This window comes from Methylobacterium adhaesivum (assembly GCF_022179065.1).
Lineage (GTDB): Bacteria > Pseudomonadota > Alphaproteobacteria > Rhizobiales > Beijerinckiaceae > Methylobacterium > Methylobacterium adhaesivum.
In genome coordinates this window covers 1-16,996 of sequence record NZ_BPQD01000008.1, presented here as the reverse complement: position 1 = coordinate 16,996, position 16,996 = coordinate 1, and the positions used below count along the sequence as shown (strand labels likewise).

The 16,996-nt window shown below is 70.7% G+C and carries 18 protein-coding genes; 5 read left to right on the top strand and 13 right to left on the bottom strand.

The genetic code is table 11. The features are described 5' to 3' along the window. Position 1: 1 nt before the first annotated feature. The 3 genes from rsmD to MFF01_RS09665 form a co-directional block, all read right to left on the bottom strand. A complete protein-coding gene (rsmD, locus tag MFF01_RS09675) occupies positions 2-559 on the bottom strand; it encodes a 16S rRNA (guanine(966)-N(2))-methyltransferase RsmD (RefSeq protein ID WP_238224410.1) in 558 nt (185 codons plus the stop codon). Further along, positions 556-2,718 (bottom strand): pseudouridine synthase, encoded by a 2,163-nt coding sequence (locus tag MFF01_RS09670; RefSeq protein WP_238224408.1) that lies wholly within the window; start codon positions 2,716-2,718, stop codon positions 556-558. The genes rsmD and MFF01_RS09670 overlap by 4 nt, the downstream gene beginning before the upstream one ends. A gap of 160 nt (positions 2,719-2,878) precedes the next feature. Then, the gene (locus MFF01_RS09665; RefSeq protein WP_238224406.1) at positions 2,879-3,082 is read right to left on the bottom strand and encodes a CsbD family protein; all 204 of its coding nucleotides are present in this window, start codon (positions 3,080-3,082) and stop codon (positions 2,879-2,881) included. 121 nt (positions 3,083-3,203) lie between these two features. On the opposite strand from MFF01_RS09665, the gene MFF01_RS09660 reads away from it, so the two are divergent. Beyond that, on the top strand, positions 3,204-3,668 hold the full coding sequence (locus MFF01_RS09660; RefSeq protein WP_238224403.1) for a nucleoside deaminase: 465 nt from the start codon (positions 3,204-3,206) through the stop codon (positions 3,666-3,668). A 3-nt stretch (positions 3,669-3,671) separates the two neighbouring features. On the opposite strand, the gene MFF01_RS09655 is transcribed toward MFF01_RS09660, so the two are convergent. The 9 genes from MFF01_RS09655 to MFF01_RS09615 form a co-directional block, all read right to left on the bottom strand. Then, positions 3,672-3,974 (bottom strand): hypothetical protein, encoded by a 303-nt coding sequence (locus MFF01_RS09655; protein WP_238224401.1) that lies wholly within the window; start codon positions 3,972-3,974, stop codon positions 3,672-3,674. A 203-nt stretch (positions 3,975-4,177) separates the two neighbouring features. Continuing rightward, positions 4,178-5,653: an MFS transporter gene (locus tag MFF01_RS09650; protein ID WP_238224399.1), complete on the bottom strand. Its 1,476-nt coding sequence runs from the start codon at positions 5,651-5,653 to the stop codon at positions 4,178-4,180. 73 nt (positions 5,654-5,726) lie between these two features. Further along, positions 5,727-6,806: an ABC transporter permease gene (locus tag MFF01_RS09645; protein WP_238224397.1), complete on the bottom strand. Its 1,080-nt coding sequence runs from the start codon at positions 6,804-6,806 to the stop codon at positions 5,727-5,729. Further along, a complete protein-coding gene (locus MFF01_RS09640; protein ID WP_238224395.1) occupies positions 6,803-7,726 on the bottom strand; it encodes an ABC transporter permease in 924 nt (307 codons plus the stop codon). The genes MFF01_RS09645 and MFF01_RS09640 overlap by 4 nt, the downstream gene beginning before the upstream one ends. Beyond that, positions 7,723-9,324, bottom strand: a complete 1,602-nt coding sequence (locus MFF01_RS09635) for a peptide ABC transporter substrate-binding protein (protein ID WP_238224393.1) — start codon at positions 9,322-9,324, stop codon at positions 7,723-7,725. Before MFF01_RS09635 ends, MFF01_RS09640 begins: the two co-directional genes overlap by 4 nt. Positions 9,325-9,334: 10 nt before the next feature. Then, positions 9,335-9,769, bottom strand: a complete 435-nt coding sequence (locus MFF01_RS09630) for a GlcG/HbpS family heme-binding protein (RefSeq protein ID WP_238224387.1) — start codon at positions 9,767-9,769, stop codon at positions 9,335-9,337. Between the two features lie 20 nt (positions 9,770-9,789). Next, positions 9,790-10,899, bottom strand: coding sequence for a 5-(carboxyamino)imidazole ribonucleotide synthase (locus MFF01_RS09625; protein WP_283207175.1), 1,110 nt, complete (start codon positions 10,897-10,899; stop codon positions 9,790-9,792). A 19-nt stretch (positions 10,900-10,918) separates the two neighbouring features. Next, the gene (purE, locus tag MFF01_RS09620) at positions 10,919-11,407 is read right to left on the bottom strand and encodes a 5-(carboxyamino)imidazole ribonucleotide mutase (protein ID WP_238224378.1); all 489 of its coding nucleotides are present in this window, start codon (positions 11,405-11,407) and stop codon (positions 10,919-10,921) included. 120 nt (positions 11,408-11,527) lie between these two features. Next, a complete protein-coding gene (locus MFF01_RS09615; protein WP_238224376.1) occupies positions 11,528-11,746 on the bottom strand; it encodes a YdcH family protein in 219 nt (72 codons plus the stop codon). Between the two features lie 239 nt (positions 11,747-11,985). Between MFF01_RS09615 and MFF01_RS09610 the strand changes: the two genes are divergently transcribed. The 4 genes from MFF01_RS09610 (at position 11,986) to MFF01_RS09595 (ending at position 15,885) form a co-directional block, all read left to right on the top strand. After that, a complete protein-coding gene (locus MFF01_RS09610; RefSeq protein ID WP_238224374.1) occupies positions 11,986-12,168 on the top strand; it encodes a YdcH family protein in 183 nt (60 codons plus the stop codon). A gap of 180 nt (positions 12,169-12,348) precedes the next feature. Beyond that, complete coding sequence (locus MFF01_RS09605) at positions 12,349-14,292, top strand: AMP-binding protein (protein ID WP_238224372.1); 1,944 nt, start codon at positions 12,349-12,351, stop codon at positions 14,290-14,292. Between the two features lie 115 nt (positions 14,293-14,407). Next, entirely contained in the window at positions 14,408-15,526 is a 1,119-nt protein-coding gene (locus MFF01_RS09600; protein ID WP_238224370.1) for an NADH:flavin oxidoreductase/NADH oxidase, read from the top strand. Positions 15,527-15,528: 2 nt separating this feature from the next. Beyond that, a complete protein-coding gene (locus tag MFF01_RS09595) occupies positions 15,529-15,885 on the top strand; it encodes a hypothetical protein (RefSeq protein WP_238224368.1) in 357 nt (118 codons plus the stop codon). 37 nt (positions 15,886-15,922) lie between these two features. On the opposite strand, the gene MFF01_RS09590 is transcribed toward MFF01_RS09595, so the two are convergent. Next, the coding region (locus MFF01_RS09590; protein ID WP_238224366.1) for a PepSY-associated TM helix domain-containing protein at positions 15,923-16,996 on the bottom strand (1,074 nt) is incomplete at its 5' end.

The window sequence follows — 16,996 nt, the reverse complement described above, 5'->3', positions numbered from 1 at the left end:
TTCAGCCGGCGAAGCGGGCGAAGACGACGGCCGTGTCACCGTAGACGCGGCGTTCCAGGGCTTCGAAGCCCGGCGGCAGCGTGACGACCACGCTCGCGGTTTCCTCGACCACCACCAGGGCGCCGGGCAGGAGCCAGCCGCCCGCCGCCGCCGAAGCCAGGGCCGGGGGGGCGAGGTCGCGCCCATAGGGCGGATCGCAGAATACGAGGCCAAAGGTGCCGCTCGTGCCCACGGGGCCGAGGCGGGTGGCGTCGCGGCGGAACAGGCGGGTGCGCCCCTCGGCCCCGAACGCCTCGATGTTCTCACGGATGAGGCCCCGCGCCTCGGCGCCCTCGTCGACGAGAAGGGCGTAAGCCGCGCCCCGCGACAGGGCCTCGAAGCTGAGCGCCCCCGTGCCGGCAAAGAGATCGAGCACCCGCGCACCCACGACGGTGTCGTCGTAGGCGTGCGTCAGAACGTTGAACAGGGCCTCGCGCAGGCGATCCGAGGTCGGGCGAATCACATCGGTCTTCGGCGTGGCGAGGCGGCGACCGCGCTGGTCGCCGCCGACGATCCTCACCGGCCCCCGCCGCGCGGCGGACGGCCCGCACCGCCACCGGGCTTACCGAACCCGCCCGGTTTGCCGAACCCGCCGGGCTTGCCGCCCGAGCCGCCACGGCCAGCGAACCCGCCGGGCTTGCCACCGGCAGATTTGCCGCCGCCGGGCCGTCCCGCGCCACCGGCCTTGAACCCACCGGGTTTGCCGAATCCGCCGGGCTTGCCACCGGGCTTGAAGCCGCCACGATCGGCGCCGGAGCGCTCGGCCCCGATGTCGCGGTCGCCGCCCTGGCGATCGCCGCCTTGCTTGAAACCGCCCGCCTTGAACCCGCCGGGCTTGCCGCCGCCGGCGCGGAAACCGCCCGGCCGGTCGTCGCCGCCCCGGAACCCGCCGGGCTTATCGCCCCGGTTGAAGGCGGGCCGCTCGGCGCGGTCGTTGAATCCGCCGCCATCGCGGGGCTTGAAGCTGCGCGGACGCTCGTCGCCCCCGCGCGGAGGACCGCGCCGCTCGGCGCCGTCCGGCCGCGCGAAGGGACGCGGTGCCCCTTGACCGCGCGGCGCATCGTCCCGGCGCGGAGGCCGGGCGTCGGCGTCGAACCGGCGTTGCGGACGCTCGGCCGCCTCGCTGCGCCGGGCCGCCTGGGCATCGGCCTGCCGCACAGTCCGAACCGGACGCTCGGCGGCGCCCGCCTCGTCGCGGCGGAAGGCGCGGTCACGGCGATGCGGCTCGGGGGCCGGCTCCTGCGGGCTCGCCTTGAGGCGTTCGACCAGCACCCGGCGATCCCCGGTGCCGATGGAGCCCACGCGCTCGCGGCCCCGGGCGGCGGCAGCCTCGCGCTCGGCCTTCGGGTCGGCGCCACGGCGCGGAATCTTCACCCGGCGCGGGCCGTCTTCCTGCGGGGCCTCCTCGTCGGCGCGCCAGACGGAGCGGCGCGGACCCGCGCTGTTGCCGCCGGTGGGGACGCGGGCGGGCGCCGTCGGCTTGTACATCGGGCGGTCGCCACCCCGCGACGGGCCGCGCTCAGCCCCGCGCTCCGCGCCGCGCGGAGGCCGGGCGTCGCCCTCGTCGAAGTCACGGCGCTGCGCCGCCGAGGCGCTGCGGGCGGGCTGCTTGGCCTGCTGCTTCGGCGAACCGAACGGCGCGATGGGCTCGCGGACGGGGCTCTCGAAATCGACGCCTGCCTGCTCCGACAGACCCGGACCGAGCTGCTCCTTCAGCACCTTGGTGCGGATCTCCTCGGCCAAGCCGGCCTCAAGGTCGCCGAGCTGGAACGGACCGAAGGACAGGCGGATCAGGCGGTTCACGGCGAGACCGAGATGCTCGAGGATGCGCTTGACCTCGCGGTTCTTGCCCTCGCGCAGGCCGAGCGTCAGCCACAGGTTGTCGCCCGAGGCACGGTCGAGGGTCGCCTCGACGGGGCCGTAATCCATCCCGTCGATGGTCACGCCCTTGCGCAGCTTGTCGAGTTCGGCCTGCGTCGTGTCGCCGTGCGCCCGCACGCGGTAGCGGCGCAGCCAACCGGTATCCGGGTGGGCGATGACCTTAGCGAGGCCGCCGTCGTTGGTCAGCAGCAGCAGCCCCTCGGTATTGATGTCGAGGCGGCCGATGGCCACAACCCGGGGCAGGTCCTCGGGCAAGGCCTCGAACACGGTCTGGCGTCCCTCGGGATCGCGCGACGTCGTCACGAGGCCACGCGGCTTGTGGTAGATCCACAGGCGGGTGCGCTCGCGCTCGGGCAGCGGTTCACCGTCGACGGTGATCCGGTCCTCGCCCGTCACGTTGATCGCCGGCGAGGTCAGGATCTTGCCGTTTAGGGTCACGCGTCCCTGCTCGATCATCACCTCGACGTCGCGGCGCGAGGCGATGCCGGCGCGGGCGATCGCCTTGGCGATCCGCTCGCCCTCGTGCACCGACGCACCGTCGTCCGACGACTCTACCCCGGAGGCCGCCGGTTTCTCGGCCGGCTTCGCCGGCGCCGGCTTGCGGCGCAGGGGCGTATCGCCGCCGCGCGGCGGCATCGCGGCCTTGCGGATCCGGGGCTGCTCCTCGGCCGAAGGGCCGGGCACACCGGCATCGGTGGCGGGCTCCCAGGATGCAAGTCCCTCAGCCGGCTTCGAAACGGAGGGGGCGGCGGGTGCGGCGTCCGGGCCACCCGTCTTGTCGTCATTATTGTCGCTCATGCCTGCCCCATAACAGAGCGGAGGCGCCGTTGCGAGATATCCCGGCGGGAGCATTGACCGCGAGACGCGGGGCTCCACGCGAAAAGGCAGCCGTGAGGCTGCCTTTCGACGTCCATCACGCGCTCCGTCGGCGACGAAGGCGTATGAAATCAAACTTCGATTAAAGCTTGCTCTTCACCGTATCGGCAGCGCTCTTGATGCCGTCCTTGGCATCGCCCACCGTCTTCTGGGCCTCGCCCTTCAGCTCCTGAGCCTTGCCTTCGGCCTTCAGCTTGTCGTTATCGGTCGCATTGCCGATGCCCTGCTTGATGTTGCCGACGGCCTCGTTGGCAAGACCCTTGATCTTGTCGGTGGTGCTGCTCATCGCAAAATCCTTCTTAAAGACTAGGCGGATCCAACCGCGTCGATATCCAAACGGTTACGCCTGCGATGTGGTTCCGCTGAGCGATTGTCCCCGTGGCGGCGATCCGGCTAGGAGTCGTGCAATGTCCGCGCGCCGTCCGCCCCCCACCGATCCCTTGAGCGCGGCTTTCGATGCCGCACGGCGCGCGGCGCTGGCGGGCGAGGTCCCCGTGGGCGCGGTGGTGGTGCAGGATGGCCGAACCATCGCGACGGCGCACAACCGCCCGCGCGCCCTGAAGGACCCGACGGCGCATGCCGAAATCCTGGCGATCCGGGCGGCGTGCCAAATCCTCGGTGACGAACGCCTGACGGGCTGCGACCTCTATGTCACGCTCGAGCCCTGCGCCATGTGCGCGGGAGCGATCGCGTTCGCCCGCATCCGCCGCCTGTATTTCGGAGCCTACGACCCCAAGGGCGGCGGGGTCGAACACGGTCCGCGCGTGTTCAACCAGCCGACCTGCCACCATGCGCCGGAGGTCTATGGTGGCTTTCGCGAGGCCGAGGCGGCGGACCTGCTGCGGGCCTTCTTCGACGGGCGTCGGGGATAGACCTCAGCTTCCGCCGCCGCCGCCACCGCCGGTGTTCCCGATGGGCTTGGTGTTCTGCTCCGCGTTGCCGCTGGCTCCGGAATTGTTCGAGCGGGTCTCCGCGCCCGTGGCCCCGGGTGCCACCGATCCGATGGAGCCAGGGCCGCTGTTGTCGAGGCCGCCCGGCTTCACCACGGGCGCGTCGGGCGTTCCGGGCGTGGTGATCCGGGGCGGCCCGGGCTGCCGGATCTCGGCGGGGCCGTTGCCTTGGGCGAGAGCCGATGTCGCGAGGACGGCCGCGACGGATGTGAAGAGAACGAATCGCATGAAGGGCTCCCGGAGGACGTTCGACAAGCAACGGTCGTTCAACACGTGCGCATGAAGACGGTTGCAGCCGGAACCCCGAACGATCAACTCACACGGTGTCCGCTCGATGACTTCGGATCGAGCAGGCGCGACGGGTCCTCTCTCCTTCAAGAAGAGGGTGTCGGCGTTTCGTCGTGTCACCGAACGGATCAGACCGGAGCGTATTACGCCGCCGCAAGGGGTTTCGAGACGTCCTCAAGGGACCTGCCCTCGGCGGCCGTGCCCCAGATGCCGCCGACGATGGCCGCAACGGCCATAAGGGTGGCGCCGATGGCGTAGCCGATGAGAACGTTGTCGCGCGAGCCACTCTCGACCAGGGCTCCGAACAGGAGCGGCCCGGAGACGCCGCCGATGCCGGTGCCCAAGGCATAGAACACCGCGATGGCCAGCGCCCGGATCTCGAGGGGGAAGGTCTCCGCCACGGTGAGGTAGGCGGCGCTCGCGGCGGCGGAGGCAAAGAAGAACACCACCATCCAGGCGGCCGTCTGACCGACGGGGCCGAACACCTCGATCTTGAACAGGTAACCGGTGATCGTGAGCAGCACCGCCGAGATGCCGTAGGTGAAAGCGATCATCTGTCGCCGGCCCCAGGTGTCGAACAGGCGGCCCAGCAGCAGCGGCCCGAGGAAGGAACCGAGTGCGAAGGGCAGCAGGTACCAGCCGACATGGTCGCCCGGTACGCCGTAGAAGCGCTGGAGCACGAGGGCGTAGGTGAAGAACAAGGCGTTGTAGAAGAACGCCTGCGCCACCATCAGGGCGAGGCCGACCAGGGTCTGCTTGAGGTGGCCGCCCAGCATGGTGCCGAACACTTCGCCGAGCGGCGTGTGGCTGCGGGTCTTCAGCTTCATGCGCTTGTTCGGATCGACGGGCGGGAGGGTCAGCCCCTCGTCGGTGAAGCGCTTCTCGATGCCGGTGACGACGCGGTCGGCCTCCGCCACGTAGCCGTGGGTGGCGAGCCAGCGCGGGCTCTCGGGAATCCAGGTTCGCAGGAGTAGAATCACGAGTCCGATGCCGCCGCCGACGAAGAAGGCGATGCGCCAGCCCCAGGCCGGGTCGATCATGCCCGGACGCAGCACGGCGATGGAGAGGAAGGAGCCGAGCGCCGCGCCGATCCAGAACGAGCCGTTGATCACGAGGTCGGTCCAGCCGCGCACGCGGGCCGGGACCAGCTCCTGGATCGTCGAGTTGATGGCGGTGTACTCGCCGCCGATGCCCGCCCCCGTGAGGAAGCGGAAAATGCAGAAGCTCCAGATATCCCACGACAGGCCCGTGGCGGCCGTGGCCGCGAGGTAGAGCGCGAGGGTGATGAAGAAGAGTTTCTTGCGCCCGATCCGGTCCGTGAGCCAGCCGAACCCCAGGGCGCCGACGACGGCGCCGATGAGGTAGGAACTGGCGGCAAGGCCGATATCGAATTCCGAAAAACTCATGGGCGCGGCGCGAAGGGCTCCGACGAGGGAGCCGGCCAGGGTCACCTCGAGGCCGTCGAGGACCCAGGTGATGCCCAAAGCCACGATGACGAGGACGTGGAACCGACCCCAGGGCAGGCGGTCGAGGCGGGCGGCGATATCGGTGTCGATGATGGTGCCCATGGGCACGCGCTCGGGCGTGGGGCCGGCCACGGTCTCTGCCTTGGTCGCCATCGGGTTCCCTTCACGCGCACATGCGGACAACCCTTGGCAATCCGCCGGGGCCGCCATCGGTTCCGCCAAGCTTTCAGCGCGAGTCGCGGCGGGGATCGAGGGCCTGGCCGAGGGCGTCGCCGAGGATGTTGAGGGAGAGCAGCGTCGCCACGAGGAAGGCGGCGGGGGCGGCGAGCATCCAGGGCGCGGATTCGAGGGCGCGGGCGCCCTCGGCGATGAGGGCGCCCCAGCTCGTCTCGGGCTCCTGCACACCGAGGCCGAGGAACGAGAGGAAGCTCTCGAGCAGGATCACCTTCGGCACCAGCAGGGTGGCGGCGACGACCACCGGCCCGAGGGTGTTCGGCACGATGTGGCGCGCGAGGATCGTCGCCGACGACAGCCCCAGGGCCTCGGCGGCCCGGATGAAGTCGCGCTGGCGCAAAGACAGGGTCTGGGCCCGGACCATCCGGGCCATGTCGAGCCATTCCACGGCCCCGATGGCGACGAGGATGAGGCCGAGGCCGGCCTCGAAGAACACCAGCAGCATGATGACGAAGAACACGAACGGCAGGGCGTAGAGTACGTCGACGAGCCGCATCATCGCGGCATCGATGCGCCCTCCGGCATAGCCCGCCACCGCCCCGTAGGTGAGGCCGATGGCAAGCGCCACGCCCGTGGCGACGAGGCCGATGACGAGGGAGACACGACCGGCCACGAGGGTGCGGGTGAGGAGATCGCGCCCCAGCCCATCGGTGCCGAGGAGGAAGGTTCGCGCGAGCACCGGCGCCGTCACCACGAGGCGCCGCCCCTCCGCCTCCCGCGCCAGGATCTGCGCCGGGCCGAACAGGTCTGACCGAGGCAGGTAGGTGAGCACGCGCGCGTCGATGGGGGCCGGCGCCGTGAGGACGAAGCGCACGTGGCCGTCCCGCACAATCACGTCCGATACCGATGCCCGCATGCGGAAGGCGAGGCCCTCCAGGGCCGGCACCACGGTCTCGGGCCGGGGGTGGGGCGCGAGGCCCGGGGCGATGCGAACGAGGTCAGGATAGATCCGCTCGGGCGCATGGCCGGTCAACGCCGGGCCGATGCAGCAGGTGAGGACGATGGCAACGAGGAGGCCGAGGGCGAGCAGGGCCGGCCGGTTCCGCGCGAGGCTCCGGGCGATCCGCCTCATGGGGAGAGCCGCAGGCGCGGATCGAGGAGGGCGCAGAGCACGTCGGCGACGAGATTGAGAACGACGACGAACACCGCGACGAGAACCACGGTGCCCATCACCAGGGTGTAGTCGCGGTTGAGCGCCCCATCGACGAAATAGCGGCCGAGGCCGGGCAGGCCGAACAGGGTCTCGACCACGACGGAGCCGGTGAGGAGCGACGCCGCCGTGGAGCCGAGGATCGCCGTCACCGGCAGCAGGCCGGCGCGCAGGGCGTGTCGGACGATGCGGTGGGCCGGCAGGCCCATGGCGCGCTGGGTGCGGATGTGAGGCAGGCTCAGGGTCTCGCGTAAGGAAACCCGGGTGAGGCGCGCGAGGATCGCCGCCTGGGGCAACGCGAGGGTGAGGACCGGCAGGACGAGATGCGACGGTGCTCCGCTCTCCCAGCCGCCGAGCGGCAGCCACCGCAGGCCGAGGCCGAAGACGATCTGGAGGAGGGGAGCGACCACGAAGGTCGGCACGGCGAGGCCGAGGCCGGCCCCGAGCCCCACCATCCGGTCGAGGAGGCCGGCGGGACGCAGGGCCGCCCCCACGCCGAGGCCGAGCCCGAGCCCGAGGGCCAGCACCAGGGCGAGCCCCCCGATGGTCATCGAGACGGGCAGGCCGCGCGCCAGGAGTTCGCCCACGCTCACGTCGCGGAACGAGAAGGACGGGCCGAAATCCCCCCGGGCCAGGGCGCCGAGATAGTGCACGAACTGCATCCCGAGGGGCTGATCGAAGCCGTAGGTCTTTCGCAATTGCGCCATGGCGGCGGGCGCCAGGGGTCGTTCCAGATCGAACGGCCCGCCCGGCGCAAGGCGGATGAGAAAGAAGCTCACGGTCACGACGGCGAGAAGCGTCGGGATCGCCTGGAGCAGGCGGCGCAGGATGAAGCCGATCACGGCGCCAGCCTCAGGAAACGCGTCGGCGCGGCGTTGCGGAGGTTGGGATGGTATCCGGAGAGGCGGGGGCTGATGAGAGCCTTCGAGCGGGTGTGCATCACCGGGATCCACGGCAGGTCCGCCAGCGCCAGGGTCTCGGCCCGGAACAGCAGATCGGCCCGGCGGGCGAGATCGGTCTCGGCGGCGGCGGCCCGCATCAGGGCGTCGTAGGCGGGGTTGGCGTAGTGGCCGGGGTTCAGGGTGTCGTTGTCGCCCTGGAGCAGGAACAGGAAGTTCTGCGGGTCGGCGTAGTCCGCGATCCACGAGACGCGTGCCACCTCGAAGGGGCGGCCGTCGCGCAGATAGGCGAAATGGGTCTTCGCATCGGTGTAGGTGAAGCGCGTCGTGACACCGATGCCGCGCCACATCTCCGCGATGGCGACCGCCGTGTTGCGGTTGTTGTCGCTGGTGTTGAAGCGATACTTGACGGTGAGCGGCCGGCCCCCCGGCCCGAATCCGGCTTGCGCCAGGAGCGACCGGGCCTCGTCCTCCCGGTCGATGGGCAGGCTGTCGCGGCCCGCGAGTTCGGGCGAGGGCCGGTAATGCTCGAGGCCGGGCGGGCACAGGGAATAAGCCGGCGCCATGGTTCCGCCCCAGAGGCGCTCGGCCAGAAACTCCCGGTCGATGACGAGGGACAGGGCGCGGCGCACCCTAACGTCGTCGAAGGGCGGGCGGCGCAGGTCGAAGGCGAGGGCGTAGAGGCCGAGCGACGGGCCAAGCACCACCTGACCGCCGAACCGCGCCTTGAGGGACGCCATCTGGTCGCCGGGCAGGTCGGCGAGGGAGTCGATCTCCCCGCCCGCGTAGCGGCGTACGGCGCTGGCGAGATCGGGCGTCGGCAGGAACGCCACGCTCGGGATCGCGACCTCCGCCGCCGCGTGGAAATGCGGGTTGCGCTCGACGAGGACGCGATCGTTCGGCACCACGTCGCGCAGGACATAGGCGCCGTTGGAGACGAGGTTTCCCGGTCGGGTGAAGGCGTCGCCCCAGCGTCGCACCGTCGCCGGATGGACGGGCAGGGCGACGAAGTGGGTGAGGAGTTCGAGGAAATACGGGGTGGGCTGGGCCAGGGTGATGATGAGGGTGCGGGGCGAGGGCGCCGTGACCGCCAGGGTGTCGGCGGCCGCTTCCCCACGCGCCACTGCCCGCGCGCCGCGAATGGGAAACAACACCTCGGCGTACTTTGCGCCTAAGGCCGGATCGAGGATGCGCGATAGGGCGAACACGAAGTCGTCCGCCACCACCGGATCGCCGTTCGACCACCGCGCCGTCGCCCGCAGGGTGAAGGTGTAGGTCAGGCCGTCCGGCGAGACCGTCCAGGCTTCGGCGACACCGGGGATGAGGCGGCCGTGATTGTCGTAGGTGAGCAGGCCCTCGTAGAGATCGCGCAGGATATGCGCCTCCGCCGTCGTCGAGGCGCGGTGGGGATCGAGGGTCCCGGGATCGGCGTCGTTGCCGCGTCGATAGAGGCCGGCGGGCGCGGCGCGAGCAGGCCGGACCAGGGCGAGCGCGGCGAGCCCGGCGAGGCAGCGGCGCCGGTACGGGTCCGGCGCGGTCATCGCGCGCGTCTCAGGCCCCGGTCTGGGCCGTGAACCCCGCCGCCTCGATGCCGGCGACGGCGCAGAGTTCGTCGTTGTCGGAGGTGTCGCCCGAGATGCCGACAGCTCCGAGAAGAGTCTCGCCGTCGCGGATGAGGACGCCGCCCGGCACCGGCACCAGGGCGGCCGCGCCGACGAGGTGGCTCACGGCGGCCACGAAGGTCGGCTGTTCCTCGGCGCGTTTGGCGATGGCCCGCGAGCCGATGCCGAGGGCGAGGGCCCCGTTGGCCTTGCCCATGGCGATCTCGGCGCGACGCAGGGAGGTGCCGTCCTCGGCGGCCAGCGCCTTGAGGGCGCCGCGCGCATCGAACACCACCACCACGAGGGGTTTCATCGCCTGAGCCCGCGCGGTCGCGAGGGCCTTGGCGACGAGGGTCTGGGCGGCGGCGAGGGTTAGGCTCGACATGGGCACGCTCACGGTTCGTTTCAGGATCGGGGCAGGAGCCGGGTGACGTGGCCCATCTTGCGGCCGGGGCGGGCCTCGCCCTTGCCGTAGAGGTGCAGGTGGGCGCCGTCCTGCGCGAGGAGGCTCGCCCAATCGTCCGCCTCGGCGCCGATGAGGTTGTGCATCTCCACCGCCATGCCGCCGGTGCGGGCGGGATCGCCCAGGGGCCAGCCGCAGACGGCGCGGACATGCTGGGCGAACTGCGAGGTGAGGGCGCCCTCGATGGTCCAATGCCCGGAATTGTGCACGCGGGGCGCGATCTCGTTGACCACGACCCGGGCCGGGCCATCCCCCTGCGGCACCAGGAACATTTCGACCGCGAGGACCCCGACATAATCGAGGGCCTCGGCGATGCGCCGGGCCATGCCGAGGGCGGCGGCCTCGGTCTGGGGCGCGATGCCGGGGGCGGGGACGCGGGTGACGGCGAGGATGTGGTCGCGGTGCTCGTTGGCGCAGGGTTCGTAGGCGGCGAACGCACCGTCGGCGCCGCGCGCGGCGACCACGGACACCTCCGCCTCGAACGGCACGAAGCCTTCGAGGATGCAGGGCGCGCCGCCGAACTCGGCTAGGATGGTGGCGGCGTCGATCTCGCCCTCGGCCCGAATCATGCGCTGGCCCTTGCCGTCGTAGCCGAAGCGCCGGGTCTTCAGGACCGCCGGGCGGCCGATCTCGGCGAGCGCCCGCACGAGGTCGTCGGCGGTGTCGACGGCCCGGAACGGCGCCGTCTCGATGCCGAGCCCGTTGATGAAGGCCTTTTCCGTCAAGCGATCCTGGGTGGTGGCCAGCGCCGTCGCGTTGGGGTGGAGGGGCGCTTTCGCGGCCAGGGCTTCGGCGGCGGCGGCGGGAATGTTCTCGAACTCATAAGTCACCACGTCGACGCCCGACGCGAAGCGCGCGAGGGCCGCCACGTCGTCATAGGCCGCCACGGTCCGCGCCGCGCAAACGTCGAAGGCCGGGCTGTCGTCGTCGGGGGCGAAGACGTGGACCTTGAGGCCGAAATCGGCGGCGGCGAGGGCGATCATGCGGCCGAGTTGGCCGCCGCCGACGATACCGAGGGTGGAGCCGGGCTGAAGCGTGGGACGAGCGGTCAAGACAGGTGTCACCGTGAAGTCAGGTCTGCGGGTGTTCGGCGACGCTCGCGGTCTGCGCGGCGCGCCAGGCTTCGAGGCGGGACGCCAGGGCCGCATCCGTCAGGGCCAGAATAGCGGCTGCCAGCAGCGCCGCGTTGACGGCGCCGGCCCGGCCGATGGCAAGGGTGCCGACCGGAATGCCGGCTGGCATCTGCACGATGGAAAGCAGGCTGTCCTGGCCCGACAGGGCCTTCGATTCCACGGGCACGCCGAGGACGGGGAGGGGGGTCATGGCGGCCGTCATGCCCGGCAGGTGGGCGGCTCCGCCGGCCCCGGCGATCACCACCTGAAACCCCTCGGCCTTCGCCCCCTTGGCGAAGGCCACGAGGCGGTCGGGCGTGCGGTGGGCCGAGACGATGCGGTCGTCATGGGCGACGCCGAGGGCGTCGAGGGTCTCGGCGGCATGGCACATGGTCGCCCAGTCGGACTGGCTGCCCATGATGATCGCGACCGGGGTGGCTCCCGCCATCGTCGTCACATCCCTATCGCGTTCGAAAACAGGCCGATGGGCTCGCGACGCCCGATCCCGCCGAATACAAAAGCAGCCCGGTTGCCGCAAGGGCGGCCCCACCGGGGGCCGCGGCCGGCCTCAGGCGATGATATCGGGCGTAATCTGGTCCTCGATGTAAGAGATCCGATCGCGCAGGGCGAGCTTGCGCCGCTTGAGGCGCTGAATCTGGAGCTGGTCGCCGGCGACGCTGAGTTCGAGGGCGTCGATAGCCCCATCGAGGTCGCGGTGCTCCTGCTTGAGCCGCTCCAGCTCCTCGCCGGACACCGCCGGTTCGTCGTCGTTCAACGCACTCGCCATCGTAACCCTAAACCCCGGAACGCCCTCGGGGAACCATGCGTCACGGCTCGACCCTGAGCAAGAACCCCATGGCCGGCATGCACATGGAACGCCCATCCCCGGGAACGGTGATTTGAAGAAACTTTAACTCTTCTCGACAGGCGCGCAAAATTCCTCAAGCTTGACCGGCAATAGGCTTCGACAGCCGGCTCATCGTGTGCCACTCTCGGTTCGTCGAAACGAGACAGGAGAAGACACTCATGTCACTGCAGACGCACCTCACCCAGCTCGCCCGGAAGCACGAAGCCCTCGAGCGGGAAATCCACGACGCCAAGCACAGTCCCTCGGCGAACGATCTGCGTATCGCAGAACTCAAGAGAAAGAAGCTTCTCCTCAAGGATGAGATGAATCGGCTCCGAAACGACACCGATTCGGTGCACTGAGCTCCTCACGACCTCAATACTTTCTCTTAGCGTTCGCCGCCGCCGCTGGTTTCCAGGGCGGCGGTTCTCGTTTCCGGCCAAGTCTGCCGATCGCGAAGGTCGAGCCTACGCCGAGTGCAAAAACCGGGTAAGCTCGCGGCAAAGCCGGCATCCACGACCGGTTCGACAGCCGGAGGAACGATGGATCCCACAGCTCTCCGAGGGTCCGCCCGAAGCGGAAACCTCCCCTACGCCGAGATTCACGCAGCTTCCCTCGCCGACCCAGAGACCTTCTGGCTCGAGGCCGCGCAAGCCCTCGACTGGGCGAGCCCGCCGATCCGCGCCTTCGACGCCTCGGCCGGTGTCGCCGGACGCTGGTTTCCCGATGCGACGCTGAACGCCTGCCACAACGCCGTCGACCGCCACGTGGCGTCCGGCCGGGGCGAACAGGCCGCGATTCTCTACGATTCGCCCGTCACGGGCACGAAGCGCACGATCACGTACGCGACCCTCCTCGACGAGGTGTCGACGCTCGCCGGCATCCTCGCCGATCTCGGCGTCGGGCGGGGCGACCGGGTGGTGCTCTCCATGCCGATGGTGCCCGAAGCCCTGTTCGGCATGCTCGCCTGCGCCCGGCTCGGGGCCGTCCATTCCGTGGTGTTCGGGGGCTTTGCCGCCAACGAGCTCGGCGTGCGCATCGCCGATGCCGCGCCGAAGGTGGTGCTCGCCGCGTCCTGCGGGATCGAGCCGAACCGCGTCGTCGCCTACAAACCGCTCCTGGACGCGGCCATCGCGGCCTCGCCGCACAAGCCGGAGGCGTGCCTCATCCTGCAGCGCCCGCAGGGACCCGCGACGCTGATCGCGGGGCGCGACCGCGATTGGGCGGAGGCGGTGGCGGCGGCCAAGGCCGCGGGGCGCCGAGCTCCCTGCACCCCGGTCGCGTCGACGGACCCGCTCTACATCCTGTACACGTCGGGCACGACGGGGACGCCCAAGGGCGTGGTGCGCGACACGGGCGGCACCTGCGTCGCCCTCGCCTGGACCCTGCCGAACCTCTACGGCGTCGCGCCCGGCGAAACCTATTTCTGCGCCTCCGACATCGGCTGGGTCGTCGGCCATTCCTACATCGTCTACGGGCCGCTGCTCCACGGCTGCACCACGATCCTCTACGAGGGCAAGCCTGTCGGAACGCCCGATGCCGGCGCCCTGTGGCGGGTGGCCTCGGACTACGGGGCCGTGTGCCTGTTCACGGCGCCCACCGCCCTGCGGGCGATCAAGAAGGAGGACCCGCGCGCCGAGCGGGTGGGGGATTACGATCTCTCGGCCCTGCGCTGCCTGTTCCTCGCCGGCGAGCGGGCGGACCCCGATTCCGTCGCCTGGGCCGAGCGCGCCCTGGACCGCCCCGTCATCGACCATTGGTGGCAGACGGAGACGGGCTGGGCCATCGCCGGCAACCCCCTCGGCCTCGGCCTCCTGCCGGTGAAGCACGGCAGCGCCTGCGTGCCGATGCCGGGCTACGACCTCGCCGTGCTCGACGAGGCCGGCAAGCCGGTCGCCGCCGGCACCATGGGCACCATCGCCCTGCGCCTGCCCCTGCCGCCCGGCTGCCTGCACACCCTCTGGGGCTCGGAGGCGCGCTTCCGGGCGAGCTACCTCACCACCTATCCGGGCTGGTACGACACCTCGGATGCGGGCGTGGTCGATGCCGACGGCTACGTCACGGTGCTCGGGCGCACGGACGACATCATCAACGTCGCGGGCCACCGCCTGTCCACGGGTGGCATGGAGGCGGTGCTAGCGGGCCACCCCGATGTCGCCGAATGCGCCGTCATCGGCATTCACGACGCCCTCAAGGGCGAGCAACCCTGCGGGTTCGTGGTGCTGAAGTCGGGCGTCGCGCGCGATCCCGCCGTCATCGAGGCCGAGTTGGTCGCCCGCATCCGCGAAGAGATCGGGCCCGTCGCGGCCTTCAAGCTGGCGCTGACGGTGGCGCGCCTACCGAAGACCCGGTCGGGCAAGATCCTGCGCGGCACCATGAAGCGCATCGCCGATGGCCAGCCCTGGACCACGCCGCCCACCATCGACGACGCCACCGCCCTCGACGAGATCGGAACCAGCCTGAGGTCACGCGGTCTGGTGGCCTGAGCGAAGGCGAGCCCTAGTTTCCCGCGTCGAACCGGTGACGGGCACGGCCGAGAATGGCCTAGCCGGGGGGCGCCGGTTCGGCCAGAAGGACAGAAACCGTCCGGGAGAGCCACGCATGACCGTCCGCCTGTTCGAGCCCCTGCGCCTCGACGCCCTGGAACTCGAGAATCGCATCATCGTGGCCCCCATGTGCCAGTATTCTGCTCATGCCGGGCAGGCCGGTGACTGGCACCTCATGCACCTGGCCCAGATGGCGCAATCGGGTGCCGGCCTCCTCACCCTGGAGGCGACGGCGATCTCGCCGGAGGGGCGGATCTCGCCCCTCGACCTCGGGCTCTATTCCGACGCGACGGAACTGGCGCTCGGCCGCGTCCTCGACGCCGTGCGGGCCTATGCCCCGATCCCCATCGCGGTCCAGATCAATCATGCCGGCCGGAAGGCGTCGAGCCGCGCGCCCTGGGATGGCGGCGCGCAGATCACCCCCGACGCGCCCGACGGCTGGCGCACGGAAGCCCCCTCGGCCGTTCCCCACGGCGCCGACGAGGTACCGCCCCACGCCCTCGACGCGGAGGGGCTGAAGCGGATCCGCGACGGGTTCGTGGCCACGGCGCGCCGGGCGCTTCACCTCGGTATCGATGGGTTCGAGCTTCACGGGGCGCACGGCTACCTCCTGCACCAGTTCCTGTCGCCGCTCTCCAACCGGCGCACCGACCAGTACGGCGGCGATCTCGCCAACCGGATGCGGTTTCCCCTTGAATGCTTCGAGGCCGTGCGCGACGCCGTGCCGGCGGGCAAGCCCGTGTGGATGCGCGTCTCGGCCACCGACTGGGTGGAGGACGGCTGGACCGTCGAGGAGACCATCGAACTCGCCCACGCCCTCAAGCGGCGGGGCTCGGCCGCCATCCACGTCTCCACCGGCGGCCTGTCGACGGCGCAGCAGATCCCCCTCGGGCCCGGCTATCAGGTGCCGTTCGCCGAACGCATCAAGGCCGAGACGAACCTCACCACCATCGCGGTCGGCCTCATCACCGAGGCGGCCCAGGCCGAAGCGATCCTGCAGGAGGGCAAGGCCGACGCCGTCTCCCTGGCGCGCGGGCTGCTCTACAACCCGCGCTGGCCCTGGCACGCGGCGGCCGAACTGGGTGCGCAGGTACGGGCACCCAAGCAGTACTGGCGCTCCCAGCCGCGCCAGTACAAGGACCTCTTCCGCGACATCCAGCACGGACAGCGTTGAGCATGGACGACGATCTGACAACCTTCGCGGTCCAGCGCGTCCGCTACGACGAGGAGAACGGTATCTGCCTCATCTCCGGCGCCGACGACGAGGAGGAGCCGGCGGGGTACTTCATTATCCAGATCGAGAAGGGCGACCCCGACGGCCCGCTCATCGAGATCTTCGGCGAGGATCTGACCCAGGCCGACGGCGTCGCCGCCCTGCAGATCGGCCCGCGCCATCTCCTCTTCACCTTCGATCCGAAAAGCCTCATCGGCGCGGAAATGCCGATGGTGCGGATCGAGTCCGAGACGGAGATTCCCGAACGGGCGCGGACGCGCCTGGCGGTGGCGTTCGGAAAGCGCGCAAAGCTGGCGTGATCGGGAAGTGCCCCGGCGGCAATCCGCCGAGGCAGAATTAGATCAGGGCGGCTTGACGCTCGCCGGCGGTGCGCATCGGGTCGGCCGGTGCGGGGCGCCGCTTCGGGCGTGGCCCCTTGTAGCGGTCGATTCGGCGAGCGCAGAAGGCGAACAGGGCGGCAAGGGCGAGGAGCCCCGCGTCGAACCACAGGAAGAGCCCGGCCTCGCCGGCACCACCCCGGAGGGGATGGGCGGGAATCGTCGCCACGTCGGCCAGGGGAACCGCCAGGGTCAGGAGCGCCAAGACCGCCATGGCCTCGATCCAGGCCCGGCGCGGCTGTCGGCCGAAGGGAAACAACACGGCGAGCCCCCAGACGCCGAAGAACGCGGTGATCTCCCAATCGGCCCGGCTAGGCCAATCGGCCGGCAGGAGGCGGTTGGCGAGGAAGTAGGCCGCGATGCCGGCCGGAAAGCCCACGACAGTGCCGATGTTGAGGGCCTGGACGAGGCGCAAGCCCGGGAACGGCCGGGTCCCGGGTTTCGGAAGGCGCGCCACCGACCACAGGATCAGGCCCGACGCCACCATGGCGCAGCCCATGAGGCCGCAGACGAAGAACAGCACGCGGAGCGCCGGGCCGGCGAAATGCGCCTCGTGCAGGCCGACCAGGGTGGTGAAGGTCTTGGCCGCCGGCCGCAGGCCGCCCTGACGAAGCTCGACGACGGCGCCCGTAGTCCCGTCGAACGCCACCTGCGGGTGGGCGTGCGACAGGCCGTGCGGCTCCTCGAACACCGCCACCACCGTGGAGGCAGCATCGCGCGGATTGAGGACGGACAGGCGTTCCAGGGGTTCGGGCACCATCGCCATGGCCTGCGCGACCATCGGCCCGATGGGCGCGAGGGTTCCGGGCCGTCCGGCGGCGGGGCGCGGCACGGTGATCTGCCCACTCTCGGCATAGAACGCCTGGTTGTCGCCGCGATACGCCGTGGTGACGCCCCACGGGATGTACATCAGCGCCAGGGTGGCGAGGCCCGTATAGGTGATCATGAGGTGGAACGGCAGGGCGAGGACGCCCGTGACGTTGTGGGCGTCGAGCCAGCCGCGCTGGGCCGACTTGTCCCGCCGGAAGGTGAA